Origin of the sequence: Bacteroides acidifaciens, from assembly GCF_024623065.1 — a bacterium.
In the GTDB taxonomy this organism is placed as follows: Bacteria; Bacteroidota; Bacteroidia; order Bacteroidales; family Bacteroidaceae; genus Bacteroides; species Bacteroides acidifaciens.
The window spans coordinates 14,251-29,351 of record NZ_JANJZR010000026.1 but is presented as its reverse complement, the minus strand read 5'-3'; the positions used below and the strand labels follow the sequence as shown (position 1 = coordinate 29,351).

Annotated in this window: 7 protein-coding genes; all 7 read left to right on the top strand. The window is 47.1% G+C overall.

The annotated features are described in order from the left end of the window. The 7 genes from NSB03_RS09770 (at position 1) to NSB03_RS09740 (ending at position 15,089) form a co-directional block, all read left to right on the top strand. The gene (locus tag NSB03_RS09770) at positions 1-1,236 is read left to right on the top strand and encodes a M16 family metallopeptidase (RefSeq protein ID WP_024986957.1); all 1,236 of its coding nucleotides are present in this window, start codon (positions 1-3) and stop codon (positions 1,234-1,236) included. A gap of 50 nt (positions 1,237-1,286) precedes the next feature. Then, positions 1,287-2,645 (top strand): MATE family efflux transporter, encoded by a 1,359-nt coding sequence (locus tag NSB03_RS09765; protein ID WP_024986958.1) that lies wholly within the window; start codon positions 1,287-1,289, stop codon positions 2,643-2,645. A 21-nt stretch (positions 2,646-2,666) separates the two neighbouring features. Continuing rightward, a complete protein-coding gene (locus NSB03_RS09760) occupies positions 2,667-4,985 on the top strand; it encodes an ATP-binding protein (protein WP_024986959.1) in 2,319 nt (772 codons plus the stop codon). A gap of 115 nt (positions 4,986-5,100) precedes the next feature. Beyond that, the gene (locus tag NSB03_RS09755) at positions 5,101-9,612 is read left to right on the top strand and encodes a translocation/assembly module TamB domain-containing protein (protein WP_257466360.1); all 4,512 of its coding nucleotides are present in this window, start codon (positions 5,101-5,103) and stop codon (positions 9,610-9,612) included. Between the two features lie 31 nt (positions 9,613-9,643). After that, positions 9,644-11,983 carry a translocation and assembly module lipoprotein TamL gene (gene tamL / locus NSB03_RS09750; RefSeq protein ID WP_257466359.1) on the top strand — a complete coding sequence of 780 codons (2,340 nt, stop codon included), beginning with the start codon at positions 9,644-9,646 and terminating at the stop codon, positions 11,981-11,983. A gap of 97 nt (positions 11,984-12,080) precedes the next feature. After that, the gene (locus NSB03_RS09745) at positions 12,081-12,992 is read left to right on the top strand and encodes a nucleotidyltransferase family protein (RefSeq protein ID WP_024986960.1); all 912 of its coding nucleotides are present in this window, start codon (positions 12,081-12,083) and stop codon (positions 12,990-12,992) included. Positions 12,993-13,133: 141 nt separating this feature from the next. Next, positions 13,134-15,089: an ABC-F family ATP-binding cassette domain-containing protein gene (locus tag NSB03_RS09740; protein WP_024986961.1), complete on the top strand. Its 1,956-nt coding sequence runs from the start codon at positions 13,134-13,136 to the stop codon at positions 15,087-15,089. Positions 15,090-15,101 lie beyond the last annotated feature (12 nt).

Here is a 15,101-nt window from a genome sequence, read left to right as displayed (position 1 = left end):
ATGAAAATCAACAGGCACATTCTTGACAATGGGTTACGGTTGGTACATTCGCAAGATGAAAGTACGCAGATGGTGGCCCTTAATATATTATATAATGTGGGAGCTCGCGACGAAGATCCCGAGCATACCGGTTTTGCCCATCTGTTCGAACACCTGATGTTCGGAGGGTCGGTGAATATTCCCGATTATGACATGCCGCTTCAATTGGCGGGTGGAGAGAATAATGCCTGGACGAATAATGATATAACCAATTACTACCTCACTGTACCTCGTCAGAACGTAGAAACCGGCTTTTGGCTGGAATCCGACCGGATGTTGAGTCTTGACTTTAGCGAACGGAGCCTGGAGGTACAGCGGGGAGTGGTCATGGAAGAGTTCAAGCAACGCTGTCTGAACCAGCCTTATGGAGATGTAGGACATCTTTTGCGCCCTTTGGCTTATCAGGCGCATCCTTATCAATGGCCTACCATTGGCAAAGACCTGTCGCATATTGCCAATGCTACGCTGGAAGAAGTAAAAGCATTCTTTTTCCGTTTTTATGCCCCGAATAATGCGATTCTGTCCGTAACCGGAAATATCACTTTCGAAGAAACAGTATCGCTGACAGAAAAATGGTTTGGTCCTATTCCCCGTCGGGAAGTACCCCAGCGGAACCTGCCTCAGGAACCGGAACAGACGGAAGAACGCCGGTTGACGGTAGAACGGAATGTTCCCCTCGATGCCTTGTTCATGGCTTTTCATATGTGCGATCATCGGCATCCGGATTATTATGCATTTGATATTCTGTCGGATGTGTTGAGCAATGGGCGCTCCAGTCGATTGAACCAGCGTTTGGTACAACAGAAACAGTTATTTTCGAGCATAGATGCCTATATTTCAGGCAGTGTAGATGCAGGGTTATTCCATATTAGTGGAAAGCCTTCGGCTGGTGTCACTCTGGAACAGGCGGAAGCGGCAGTAAGGGAAGAACTGGAACGGTTGCAGCAAGAACTGGTTGACGAACAGGAACTGGAAAAAGTGAAGAACAAATTTGAGTCCACCCAGATATTCGGCAACATCAATTATTTGAATGTAGCAACCAACTTGGCATGGTTCGAACTGCTTGGCCGGGCGGAAGACATGGAAAAAGAAGTAGAACGTTATCGTTCTGTCACGGCAGAACAATTGCGGACAGTAGCCCAATCCGCTTTCCGGAAGGAGAACGGGGTTGTGCTCTATTATAAAAGTAGGGTGTAGCGTCCGGCAAGGTTTACTTGCGGCATACAAGTATTTATAAGACAAGGACAATGAAAAGACTATTTGATATATATAAGACTCATTACAAAGCGCTAATTTTTCTCGGATTACCTATTGTTATTGGACAGATAGGCGTTATTATACTCGGATTTGCCGATACATTAATGATTGGGCATCATAGCACGGTAGAGCTGGGCGCAGCATCTTTCGTGAATAATGTGTTTACTCTTGCCATCATTTTCAGTACCGGATTCTCGTACGGACTGACACCTGTTGTGGGTGGTCTGTACGGTACTCATCAATATGCGCCTGCCGGACAAGCCCTGCGAAACAGCCTGCTGGCAAACCTGATGGTTGCGCTTCTGTTGACTGTCTGTATGACTGTTCTTTATCTGAATATAGAGCATCTCGGACAACCGGACGAATTGATTCCCCTGATTAAACCTTACTATCTGGTGCTGCTTGCTTCCCTAGTGTTTGTCATGATTTTTAATGGATTCAAACAATTTACAGACGGAATCACAGATACCAAAACCGCTATGTGGATACTGCTCAGTGGAAATGTATTGAACATCATCGGCAACTATATCCTGATTTACGGAAAGCTCGGCTTTCCCGAACTGGGCTTGTTGGGAGCTGGTGTCAGCACGCTGTTTTCACGTATCGTGATGGTGGTTGTATTTATAATCATCTTTGCGCGTAGTTCGCGTTTTGTCCGCTACAAAGTCGGTTTTCTCCGGCTGGGGTGGTCGCGTGCCATTTTCGGCCGTTTGAACGGACTCGGATGGCCGGTTGCTTTCCAGATGGGAATGGAAACAGCCTCTTTCAGCCTGAGTGCCATCATGATTGGTTGGTTGGGGACGATTGCTTTGGCTTCCCACCAGGTCATGTTGGCAATTTCCCAATTCACCTTTATGATGTATTATGGGATGGGAGCTGCCGTAGCTGTCCGTGTCAGCAATTTCAAAGGACAGAATGACATAGTCAATGTGCGTCGTTCCGCCTATGCCGGTTTTCATTTGATGATGACATTGGGCGTTGTGCTTTCCTTTATTGTCTTTCTTTGCCGCAATCACTTGGGAAATTGGTTTACCGACAGCCCGGAAGTAGCTGCTATGGTTACTTCTCTTATATTCCCTTTCCTCATCTATCAGTTTGGCGATGGATTGCAGATTACTTTTGCCAACGCTCTGCGTGGAATCTCGGATGTGAAACTGATGATGGTTATCGCCTTTATAGCATACTTTATCATCTCCCTGCCTGTAGGTTACTTCTGCGGTTTCGTGATGGGGTGGGGAGCAGTAGGTGTTTGGATGGCGTTCCCTTTCGGACTGACAAGTGCAGGATTAATGCTTTGGTGGCGTTTCCGCTATATGACGAAACTCTCCGTTCCCCGAATTAATACTTAATGATTTAATACTTAAAATCGCATGGCTTCCTATCGTTTCACAAAACTGAAAGTAACCATCGGTTACACGTTATTACTTGCGATTCTTCTTTTTTCTCTGGTGTTTGTGCATCATGAGATGGAGACATTGTCGGCTGCCGACGACCAGCAGAATCTGCGGACAGACAGCCTGCTGACTCTGATTCACGAGAAAGACCAGAATACCATCCAGATGCTCCGCGTATTGAGTGAAGCGAATGACAGCCTGCTTTCCGCTTCGGAGATTGAAGAGATTATTTCCGAGCAAGACTCTGTTATAATTCAGCAACGGGTGCAGCATCGGGTTATCACTAAACGTGACTCTCTGCTGACTACTCCCAATAAGAAAGGTTTTTTCAAGAGACTGGCGGAAGTGTTTGCTCCTTCCAAGGATAGTGCCGTACTCGTTAATACATCTTTGGAAGTCGCTACGGATACCATTTTGGAACCGGTTGCTTCTAAAGATTCCCTGCAGCAAAAGATTCGCATGGCTACCGAAGAAAAACGATTGCAACGACGAAGAACAATCCGGCGCACCAGTACTAAATACCAACGCATGAATTCGCAGTTGACGGCAAGAATGGATAGCCTGATAAAACAATACGAAGAAGAAATGACTTTGCGTGCCCGTCAGGATGCTGAGATGCAACAAGAGGTAAGAATGCGCTCCGCACGCACCATTGCCGGAATCGCTATCGGTGCGGTTTTGTTGTCTGCCTTTTTCTTGGTATTGATAGTACGTGACATCTCTCGCAGCAACCGCTACCGTCGGCAGTTGGAAGAAGCGAACAAACGGGCGGAAGACCTGCTCGTAGCCCGTGAAAAACTGATGCTCGCCATAACCCACGACTTCAAAGCGCCGCTCGGATCCATCATGGGTTATACCGAACTACTGTCCCGTCTGACGGAGGACGAACGGCAACGCTTCTACCTGGATAACATGAAAAGTTCCTCGGAACATCTCTTGAAACTAGTCAGCGACTTGCTCGACTTCCACCGTCTTGACCTTAATAAAGCGGAAGTGAATCGTGTCACTTTCAATCCTTCGCAGTTGTTCGAGGAAATCTATGTCAGCTTTGAACCGTTGACGGTCGCCAAGGGATTGGCATTGCAGTGCCACGTCGCTCCGGAATTGAACGGACGTTACGTCAGTGACCCTCTGAGGCTTCGGCAGATTGTGAACAACCTTCTGTCTAATGCCGTGAAGTTTACTCAACAAGGCGAGATAACGCTGACAGCCCGATATGATTCTTCAAAGCTGACGATAGCGATTGCAGATAGCGGAAAAGGTATGGCAGCCGAAGACCGCGAACGCATTTTCCAAGAATTTACCCGTTTGTCCGGTGCCCAGGGAGAGGAAGGGTTCGGCTTGGGATTATCCATCGTGAAGAAACTGGTTGTTCTGCTTGAAGGAACGATTGATGTGCAGAGCAAACTGGGAGAGGGAAGTTGCTTTACAGTAGTTCTGCCCTTGTATCCGGTAGGCGAATCCATTCCGGAAAGTCAATCATCCCCGGAAAACGAAACTGCGGATATTGACGAAGCTGCAACTGCCGTTCCTCTGATGAAAGTTATCCGTGTCCTCTTGATTGATGATGATAAGATCCAACTCAGCCTGACGGCAGCCATGCTGAAACAGCACGGTGTTGACGCAGTATGTTGCGAGCAGCTCGAAGAGCTTATCGAACAACTCCGCACTTCTGTTTTTGATGTATTGCTGACAGACATACAAATGCCCGCTATCAACGGCTTCGATTTGGTAAAACTCCTGCGTGCTTCCAACATTCCGCAGGCAAAGACCATTCCTGTGATTGCCGTGACCGCCCGCAGCGAAATGGATAAGGATGCCTTGTGCGAGCACGGCTTTGCCGGATGCCTGCATAAACCGTTTACAGTAAAAGAATTGTTGATGATAGTCAACGAGGGGCAACTTTCGGCTGATGAGGTTCACATCATAGAAGATATGGTAAACACCGGAATAAACTTTTCCGCACTCACCGCCTACTCCGGGGATGACCCGGAAGCGGCATATTCTATCATTCAGACCTTTGTTGAGGAGACAAAAAAGAATGTCGAACGGATGCGACAAGCCTTCGTTGACAAAGATACGGACGGGATAGCTGCCATGGCGCATAAACTGCTCCCTCTCCTCACGTTGATAGGCGCATCGGACGCAATAGCTCCTTTAAAGTTTTTGGAATCCTGCCGTGGAGAGTCTTTCTCTACTGAAATAAGCGATACGGCATCGGCTGCACTATCAACCGTTTGTATTATAATCAGCGAAGCGGAAAATTACTTAACGTCGATGAAAAGTGTCGATTAGGCGGAAATATCCTACTCCTTGACCGGTCATCGTATCTTTCTTGCCTTTATCCAAACCTTTTCTAAAAATAAATTGTTTACTTTGTGTCACTTAATTTATACTGGCACATTTTTACATGAAACGAAAATGGATACGACGGGTAAGCTGGATTCTGCTTACTCCTATAATACTCTTTGTAATACTAATGGTGTTGCTTTACGTCCCTCCTGTACAGAATCTTATACGTCGGGAGGTTACTGCATATGCTTCTAAAGCAACCGGCATGCAGATTCAGGTGGAACGAATCGACCTTCGTTTCCCGCTCAATCTGTTGGTTCGTGGCGTGGAGGTGATTCAGCAGCCGGACACACTCTTGTCTCTGGAAAGCCTGAATGTACGTGTGCAGGCGTGGCCGCTGCTCAAAGGGAAAGTGGAGGTGGACGAAGTGACATTGAACCGCGTTGCTTTCAATTCTGCCAATTTGATAGACGGCATGGAGATAAAAGGTGTATTGGGACGTTTCTTCCTGCAAAGTCACGGTGTCGATTTGTCTAACGAAACAGCCGTTATTAATGCGACGGAACTATCGGACACTCATGTGCAGATGCTGATGAACGACACCACGACTACTCCCAAGGATACCACCGCTTCGGCTCCTGTAAACTGGAAAGTAGACCTTCATCAGCTGAAACTGAAAAACGTATCGTTCAGTATGCAGCTTCCCGCTGATTCGATGCGGATGGCTGCGCATATCGGTGAAGCGACTATTGACGATGCCCAAGCCGACTTGAAGAACCAGTTCTATGGACTGAAGCAATTTTTGTTGTCGGGCACTTCCGCCAGCTACGATACTGGTGCGGCTAAACCCGTCGAAGGTTTCGACGCTTCGCATATTGCCGTCCGTGATGTCAGCATCGGGCTGGATTCCTTATTATATAAAGGTAGGGATATGAAGGCTGTCATCCGTGAATTCACTATGAACGAACGTTCGGGATTGAGCGTTACTTCACTGACGGGACGGGCATTCTCCAATGATTCAATCATCAGTGTACCCGGCTTGAAACTGCAAACTCCTCATTCTGAAATAGATTTATCCGCTCATACTTATTGGGAACTTGTCAACATCCCGACTACGGGGCGTTTGTCTGCCAACCTGAATGCGTATATCGGCAAAGAGGACGTGATGTTATTCACTGGCGGACTGCCGGACAGCTTCAAGGAAGCCTATCCTTTTCGTCCGCTTGTCATCCGTGCCGGTACGGACGGTAACTTGAAAGAAATGCAGATTTCCCGCTTTACGGCAGACTTGCCGGGCGCATTCTCCTTAGAGGGCGGAGGTATCCTCGAAAACCTCGCTGATAGCATTACCCGCTCGGGAACCGTCGGTCTGAAGATGAAAACGCAGAACTTGAATTTCCTTACTGCTTTGTCCGGTGAAGTGCCTAACGGTACGATTGTCATCCCCGACAGCATGAATCTCGTTGCGCAGATAGACATCAAAGGTCCTGAATACAAAGCAAACCTGCATCTGAAAGAAGGGCAGGGGGCTATGAATGTGAACGCGGCATTAAATACTGCCACCGAGGTTTACAAGGCAGACTTGAAAATAGACAACCTGCAACTCCATCATTTCCTTCCGAAAGACTCCATTTATGAGCTTTCCCTTTCTGCTGCCGCTGACGGGCGCGGACTGGATGTGATGTCTTATCGTTCATATGCCAAACTGGATTTGGCTTTAGACCGATTGCATTATGCTCAATACCATCTCTCCAACGTCCATCTGACGGGAGATTTGAAAGGTGCGTTAGTGACAGCTAACTTGACGAGTGATAATGAACTGTTGAAGATGACGACGGATGCCGAATATAATCTGGCACACAGCTATCCCGACGGAAAAGTGACGGTTGATGTCACCCGGCTCGACTTGCACGAACTGGGGCTGATGCCCGAACCGATGAAACTCCCGCTTGCTTTCAATCTTTCTGCGGAAGCCCGTCAGAACCGGGTGTTTACGCATTTTATTTCCGGTGACATGAAACTCAACCTGAGTGCACGTTCCGGTGTCAATCCTCTGATTAGCCAGTCTATCCGCTTTGTGGACGTCCTGATGAAGCAGATTGACGAGAAGGAACTGAATCACGCCGAACTGCGTAAAGCATTACCGGCAGCTGTCCTGTCTTTCTCCGCAGGAAAAGAGAATCCGTTAGCCTATTTCCTGGCTACCAAGAACATATCCTATCATGACGCTTCCATGAAATTCGGCATGGCTCCCGATTGGGGAATCAATGGCAAGGCGGCGGTTCATGCGCTGAAAGTAGACACGTTGCAACTGGATACCGTCTTCTTCACAGTGAAACAGGACACTACGCTTATGAAGTTGCGTGCCGGAGTGATAAACGGCCCGAAGAATCCGCAATTCTCTTTCTCCACTACCTTGACGGGAGAAATTCGCGACCGCGATGCGGAATTGCTGGTGGATTATAAGAATGGTAAAGGTGAGACTGGAGTATTATTGGGCGTAAACGCCCGCCCTCTGTTCGAAGGACAGGGAAAGGGCAACGGAATAGCTTTCACGCTGATTCCGGAAAAACCGATTGTCGCCTTTCAGCAGTTCCATTTCAACGAGAATCACAACTGGATTTATCTGCATAAGAATATGCGCGTATATGCCAATGTGGATATGTGGGACGAGGAAGGCATGGGCTTTAGGGTTCATTCCATGCAGGGCGATACGGTGTCTTTACAGAATATAGATGTGGAAATACGCAGAATCCGCTTGCAAGAGATTACGAGCGTGTTGCCTTATTTCCCCGAAGTAACCGGATTGTTTTCTTTGGAAGCCCACTATATACAAACTGAAAAAGACTTGCAGCTCTCTGCCGAAGCGTCTATTGACGAACTGACTTACGAACGCCAGCGTATCGGTGACATTGCTTTGGGGGCTACCTGGCTGCCGGGCGAACAGGGAAAACAATATCTCAACGCTTATCTGAACCACGACCAGGTGGAGGTGCTGGTGGCGGATGGAAAACTGCTTCCTACCCGGACGGGCAAAGACAGCCTGGAAGTGAATACGACACTGGAACATTTCCCGCTCCGGGTGGCGAATGCGTTCATTCCCGACCAGATGGTCACTCTGTCCGGTGACATGGACGGAAACTTGAATATCACGGGCAGCACTGAGCAGCCTTTGATAAACGGCGAACTGGTATTGGATAGTGTTGCTGTTTTTTCCAGTCAATATGGCGCACGTTTTGTGTTCGACAACCGCCCCGTGCAGATAAAGAACAACCGGCTGTTATTCGATAAATTCGCCATTTATACTACATCGAAGAATCCGTTTACCATTGACGGTTATGTCGATTTCCGTGATATGAGTCGTCCGATGGCGAATTTGAATATGCTGGCACAGAATTATACATTGCTGGATGCCAAACGCACCCGTGAAAGTCTGGTCTACGGTAAAGTATTTGCCGACTTCCGGGCAACGGTGAAGGGACCTTTGGACGGACTGAATATGCGTGGGAATGTAAGTCTCTTGGGCAATACCGATGTCTCCTATGTCTTGACAGATTCACCTTTGACAGTGCAGGACCGCTTGGGAAGTCTGGTTACCTTTACCTCATTCAGCGATACCACGACTGTCGTCCGACAGGAAGTGCCGACCGTCTCGTTAGGAGGACTGGATATGGTAATGATGGTGCATATCGACCCGTCCGTCCGCGTGAAAGTCGACTTGGATGCAAGCAATGACAACCGCATCGAACTGGAAGGTGGTGGTGACCTCTCCATGAAATATACTCCGCAAGGTGACTTGACCCTGACGGGACGCTATACTTTGAGTGGCGGCTTGATGAAATATGCCTTACCGGTGATTGCCGCGAAAGAATTTGCTATTGATGATGGCAGCTATGTGGAATGGACGGGAAATCCGATGGATCCGATGCTGAACTTCAAGGCGACCGACCGCATCCGTGCGTCCGTCTCCGAAGGAGAGAATGGCGGAAGCCGCATGGTTAATTTCGATGTCTCTGTCGTTGTCAAGAACCGTTTGGATAATCTTTCGTTTGCGTTCGATGTCTCAGCTCCCGAAGATGCGACTGTGCAAAATGAGTTGACTGCCATGGGGGCGGAAGAGCGTGGTAAGCAAGCCCTGTATATTATGGTGATGAAAACCTATCTCGGCACCGGCCCGATTGGCGGCGGTGGTGGCGGATTTGGCAAGTTGAACATGGGTTCTGCCTTGACTTCCGTATTGAGCAGCCAGATAAACTCATTGATGGGCAACCTGAAAAATGCGAGTCTATCCGTGGGTGTCGAAGACCACGATGACTCGGAGACAGGAAGCAAACGTACGGATTACAGTTTCCGTTATTCGCAACGTCTGTTCAACAACCGCTTCCAGATTGTAATCGGCGGTAAGGTGTCTCAGGGTGAGAATGCGACGAATGATGCCGAATCCTTTATCGACAACATTTCTTTGGAATATCGTCTGGACAGAACCGGAACCCGCTATATCCGTCTGTTCTATGACAAGAACTATGAGAGTGTGCTCGAAGGCGAGATTACGGAAACTGGAGTCGGTATCGTGCTTCGCAAGAAGTTGGACAAACTAAGTGAGTTGTTTATCTTTAAGAAAAAGAAGTGAAGAAACAAGAATAAAGAAATAAGAAGCAAGGATGAAAGCTATACATATAAAAATATTGGCTGTTTGCCTGATAAGTGTAGTAGTATCGGCATGTTCGGTGACGAAACATCTCCCCGAAGGGGAAGTGCTTTATACCGGAAGCAAGACTGTCATATTGAATAAATCGACAACGCCCGTAGGAGTAACGGCTCTGACGGAAATAGATGCAGCCCTTGATAAAACACCCAGTACGAAGATGCTTGGCGGTATGTTGCCTATTCCCTTTAAAATGTGGATGTACAATAACTTCGTGAAATACAAGAAGGGATTCGGCAAATGGATGTTCAATCGTTTTGCCGCAAACCCGCCCGTGTTTATTTCTACGGTCAATCCGGAGGTGCGTGTGAAGGTCGCTACCAACTTACTGCGTGATTATGGCTATTTCAATGGCAAGGTAGCTTATGAAACGATTGTTGACAAGCAAGACAGTCTGAAAGCAAGTCTTGTCTATACGGTGGATATGAAAAATCCTTATTTTATTGATACGGTGTATTATCAGCGTTTCACTCCCCAGACTCTGCGGATTATGGAGCGAGGACGTCGGATGTCTTATATCAGTCCGGGCGAACAGTTCAACGTAGTAGACTTGGACGAAGAATGTACCCGCATCAGCACTTTATTACGTAATCGTGGATATTTTTATTTCCGTCCTGACTATATGACTTATCAGGCGGATACTACTTTGATACCCGGCGGGCATATCAGCCTTCGCCTGATTCCCGTTCCAGGATTGCCTGCCGCGGCACAACGTCCTTATTACTTAGGCGATGCCTCTGTCTATTTGTTTGGAAAGAACGGAGAAGCCCCGGATGACAGCATGATGTACAAGAACCTGAATATTCACTATTACAAGAAATTGCAGGTTCGCCCTAATATGCTTTATCGTTGGCTCAATTATCAGCAGTTTGTACGCAACGCGCAAATGCGTGCTTCCAACCGTACCCGGCTTTACAGCCAGTATCGCCAGGAACAGGTACAGGAAAAACTCAGTCAGTTAGGGATATTCAGCTATATGGATATACAATACGCCCCCAAAGATACGACAGCTGTCTGTGATACGTTGGACATTACAATGCAGGCGACTTTCGCCAAACCTTTGGATGCGGAACTGGAACTGAACGTAGTAACTAAAAGTAATGACCAAACCGGTCCCGGCGCCTCATTCGGTGTCACCCGGAATAATGTGTTCGGTGGCGGTGAAAGCTGGAATGTAAAACTGAAAGGTTCTTACGAATGGCAGACCGGCGGTGGAGAGAAAAGTTCGTTGATGAACAGTTGGGAAATGGGTATATCCACTTCTTTGACTTTTCCGAGAGTCGTTTTCCCGCGTTTCGGTAAAAGGGAATTTGACTTTCCCGCCACGACTACTTTCCGTCTGTATATCGACCAACTGAACCGGGCCAGATACTACAAACTGTTATCCTTCGGCGGAAACGCGACCTACGATTTCCAACCGACACGTACCAGCCGTCACAGTATCACGCCTTTCAAACTGACATTCAACGTACTCCAGCACCAGTCGGAAGAGTTTAAAAAGATTGCCGCTGACAATCCTGCGTTATATGTCAGTCTTGACAATCAGTTCATTCCGGCCATGGAGTACACCTATACGTATGATAACGCGTCTGTGCGTAGAGTGAAGAATCCTATCTGGTGGCAATCCACCATAACTTCTGCCGGAAACGTGACCGCTACCATCTACCGGGCTTGCGGCCGGCCGTACAACGAGGAAGGAAAGAAACTTCTGGGTGCCCCCTTCTCCCAGTTTATGAAATTCAATACGGAATTTCGCCATCTGTGGAATATAGACAAGAATAATAAGCTTGCCTCTCGTGTAGCCTTGGGTGCTCTTTTCGCATACGGCAACGCTACGATTGCCCCATACAGCGAACAATTCTATGTCGGTGGTGCCAACAGTATCCGTGCTTTTACAGTGCGTAGTATCGGTCCTGGTGGCTATCACCCGAAAGACAGCAAATATTCTTATCTTGACCAGACAGGTACATTCCGCTTCGAGGCAAACGTCGAGTATCGTTTCCGTATCTTCAAGAGTATCTGGGGAGCTACCTTTCTCGATGCCGGCAACGTCTGGCTGATGCGCAAGGACGAGGCTCGTCCCGACTCGCAGTTCCGTCTGAAAACTTTCCCGAAACAGATTGCTTTAGGAACAGGTGTCGGCTTCCGCTACGATATGGATATCCTCGTCTTCCGTCTCGACCTCGGTATTCCTTTGCATCTGCCGTATGATACGGAACGAAGTGGCTATTACAATGTTACCGGAGCCTTCTTAAAGAATTTGGGAATACATTTTGCTATCGGGTATCCGTTTTAATGTTCTTTCTTTGTCTTGAAACAAAGAAAGTTTTTGTACATTTGCAAACGAAATCTGATGCCGTTGACATCACTAACCTTTTAATATTACACAATTTATGAAACCAACTTTATTCTTATTGGCAGCCGGTATGGGCAGCCGTTATGGAGGCTTGAAACAATTGGACGGTCTGGGTCCTAATGGCGAAACTATTATGGATTATTCTATCTATGATGCCATCAATGCCGGATTTGGCAAACTTGTATTTGTAATCCGCAAAGATTTTGAGCAAGATTTCCGTGATAAAATTATTTCCAAATACGAAGGTCACATTCCTTGCGAACTGGTATTTCAATCAATCGACGATCTTCCAGAAGGCTTTACTTGCCCGGCAGACCGTACCAAACCTTGGGGTACTAACCATGCAGTGATGATGGGCGCTGATGTGATTAAGGAACCGTTTGCAGTGATCAACTGCGATGACTTTTATGGTCGCGATTCTTTCCAGGTAATGGGTAAATTCCTTTCTGCTCTTCCTGAAAATTCAAAGAACGTTTATTCGATGGTAGGTTTCCGTGTAGGAAATACATTGAGTGAAAGCGGTACGGTATCTCGCGGTATCTGTAGTACAGACACTAAAGGATTGTTGACATCTGTAGTAGAACGTACAAAAATCCAACGTATGGACGGTGAAGTGAAGTACATTGATGACAATGGCGAATGGACAGCTACTCCTGACACTACTCCGGTTAGTATGAATTTCTGGGGATTCACTCCTGATTACTTCGCTTACAGCCAGGAATTCTTTAAGGCTTTCCTTAGCGATCCGAAGAATATGGAAAATCTGAAGAGCGAGTTCTTTATCCCATTGATGGTAGATAAATTGATTAATGACGGAACTGCAACGGTTGAGGTGCTGGATACTACCAGCAAGTGGTTCGGTGTGACTTATCCGGAAGACCGTCAGAGCGTAGTAGACAAGATTCAGGCATTGGTTGATGCCGGTGAATATCCTGCTAAGTTGTTCTAAAGAAGAGCCATTGATTAAGATAGAGAGCAGTCATTTATAAGAATGACTGCTTTTTTGTTTTTCATAACGTATCATACTAAGTAGTATCTAATAAATATTCAGTATCTTTGCGGTCCAAAATGTTATAAATCAGAAGCAGAAGTGATTTCAGTAGAAGGATTATCAGTAGAATTTAATGCGACGCCGCTTTTTGAGGACGTCAGCTATGTAATTAATAAGAAAGACCGCATTGCGTTGGTCGGCAAGAATGGCGCCGGCAAATCAACCATGCTGAAGATATTGGCCGGTTTGCAGTCGCCGACACACGGAGCGGTAGCTACTCCGAAAGATGTAACCATCGGATATTTGCCGCAGGTCATGATTCTTTCCGACAGCCGGACAGTGATGGGAGAGGCGGAACTGGCGTTCGAACATATATTTGAACTTCAGGCAAAACTGGAACGGATGAATCAGGAATTGGCGGAACGGACAGACTATGATTCGGAAGAATATCACCAGTTGATAGACCGTTTCACGCATGAAAACGACCGCTTCCTGATGATGGGCGGTACGAACTTTCAGGCGGAAATCGAACGGACACTTCTCGGATTGGGATTCAGCCGGGAAGATTTGGAACGCCCTACTTCGGAATTCTCCGGTGGATGGCGTATGCGTATCGAATTGGCAAAATTGCTTTTACGACGCCCGGACGTGCTTCTGCTCGATGAGCCGACCAATCACCTCGATATAGAAAGTATCCAATGGCTGGAAAACTTTTTGTCTACACGTGCCAATGCTGTCGTATTAGTCAGCCACGATCGTGCGTTCCTGAATAACGTAACTACCCGTACCATCGAAATCACCTGCGGTCAGATTTACGACTACAAAGTGAAGTACGATGAGTTTGTAGTCCTGCGTAAAGAACGCCGTGAACAGCAACTCCGTGCTTACGAAAATCAGCAGAAACAAATACAGGATACGGAAGACTTTATCGAACGCTTCCGCTATAAGGCGACGAAAGCCGTACAAGTACAAAGCCGTATCAAGCAACTGGAAAAGATAGACCGCATCGAAGTGGACGAAGAAGATAATTCCGCCTTGCGTTTAAAATTCCCTCCAGCCAGCCGTAGCGGAAACTATCCCGTGATTTGCGAAGATGTGCGCAAAGCGTATGGCAGCCATGTCGTTTTCCATGATGTCAACCTGACTATCAACAGGGGAGAGAAAGTTGCTTTCGTCGGGAAGAATGGAGAAGGTAAGTCTACCTTGGTGAAATGTATCATGGATGAAATAGATTTCGAAGGTAAATTAACGATCGGACATAATGTGCAAATCGGTTATTTTGCGCAGAACCAGGCACAAATGTTGGATGAGAACCTGACTGTATTTGATACCATCGACCGTGTAGCCACAGGAGATATCCGTCTGAAGATACGTGATATACTGGGAGCTTTCATGTTTGGAGGCGAGGCTTCGGATAAAAAGGTGAAAGTCCTTTCCGGAGGAGAACGTACGCGATTGGCAATGATTAAACTTCTGCTGGAACCCGTAAACCTACTGATTCTGGACGAACCGACCAATCATCTGGATATGCGTTCGAAAGATGTTTTGAAGGAAGCTATCCGCGAATTTGACGGAACTGTGATTCTTGTCAGCCACGACCGTGATTTTTTGGATGGGCTTGCGACTAAAGTATATGAGTTTGGTGGTGGACTTGTAAAAGAACACCTTGGAGGCATCTATGAATTCTTGCAAAAGAAAAAGATAGATAGCTTGAACGAGCTTCAGAAAGGAGCGGGACTGTCGGCTTCTCCTACGGCTTCAGCTAAAGGTAATCAACCCGAAACCGTTCAGCCTTCGGAGAATAAGCTTTCTTACGAAGCCCAGAAAGAACTAAATAAGAAGATCAAGAAACTCGAACGCCAAGTGGCGGATTGCGAAGCCTCGATAGAGGAAACCGAATCCGCGATTGCTATCGTAGAAGCGAAGATGGCAACCCCCGAAGGAGCTTCGGACATGAAACTGTATGAACAACATCAGAAACTGAAGCAGCAGTTGGATGTCATTGTTGAAGAGTGGGAGCGGGTTTCGATGGAACTGGAAGAAGTGAAAGGCTAGAACTTCCTTTTA

Coding starts and splice junctions, on each gene's coding strand:
- NSB03_RS09770 (WP_024986957.1), top strand. CDS start 1: ATGAAAATCAACAGGCACATTCTTGACAATGGGTTACGGTTGGTACAT.
- NSB03_RS09765 (WP_024986958.1), top strand. CDS start 1,287: ATGAAAAGACTATTTGATATATATAAGACTCATTACAAAGCGCTAATT.
- NSB03_RS09760 (WP_024986959.1), top strand. CDS start 2,667: ATGGCTTCCTATCGTTTCACAAAACTGAAAGTAACCATCGGTTACACG.
- NSB03_RS09755 (WP_257466360.1), top strand. CDS start 5,101: ATGAAACGAAAATGGATACGACGGGTAAGCTGGATTCTGCTTACTCCT.
- tamL (WP_257466359.1), top strand. CDS start 9,644: ATGAAAGCTATACATATAAAAATATTGGCTGTTTGCCTGATAAGTGTA.
- NSB03_RS09745 (WP_024986960.1), top strand. CDS start 12,081: ATGAAACCAACTTTATTCTTATTGGCAGCCGGTATGGGCAGCCGTTAT.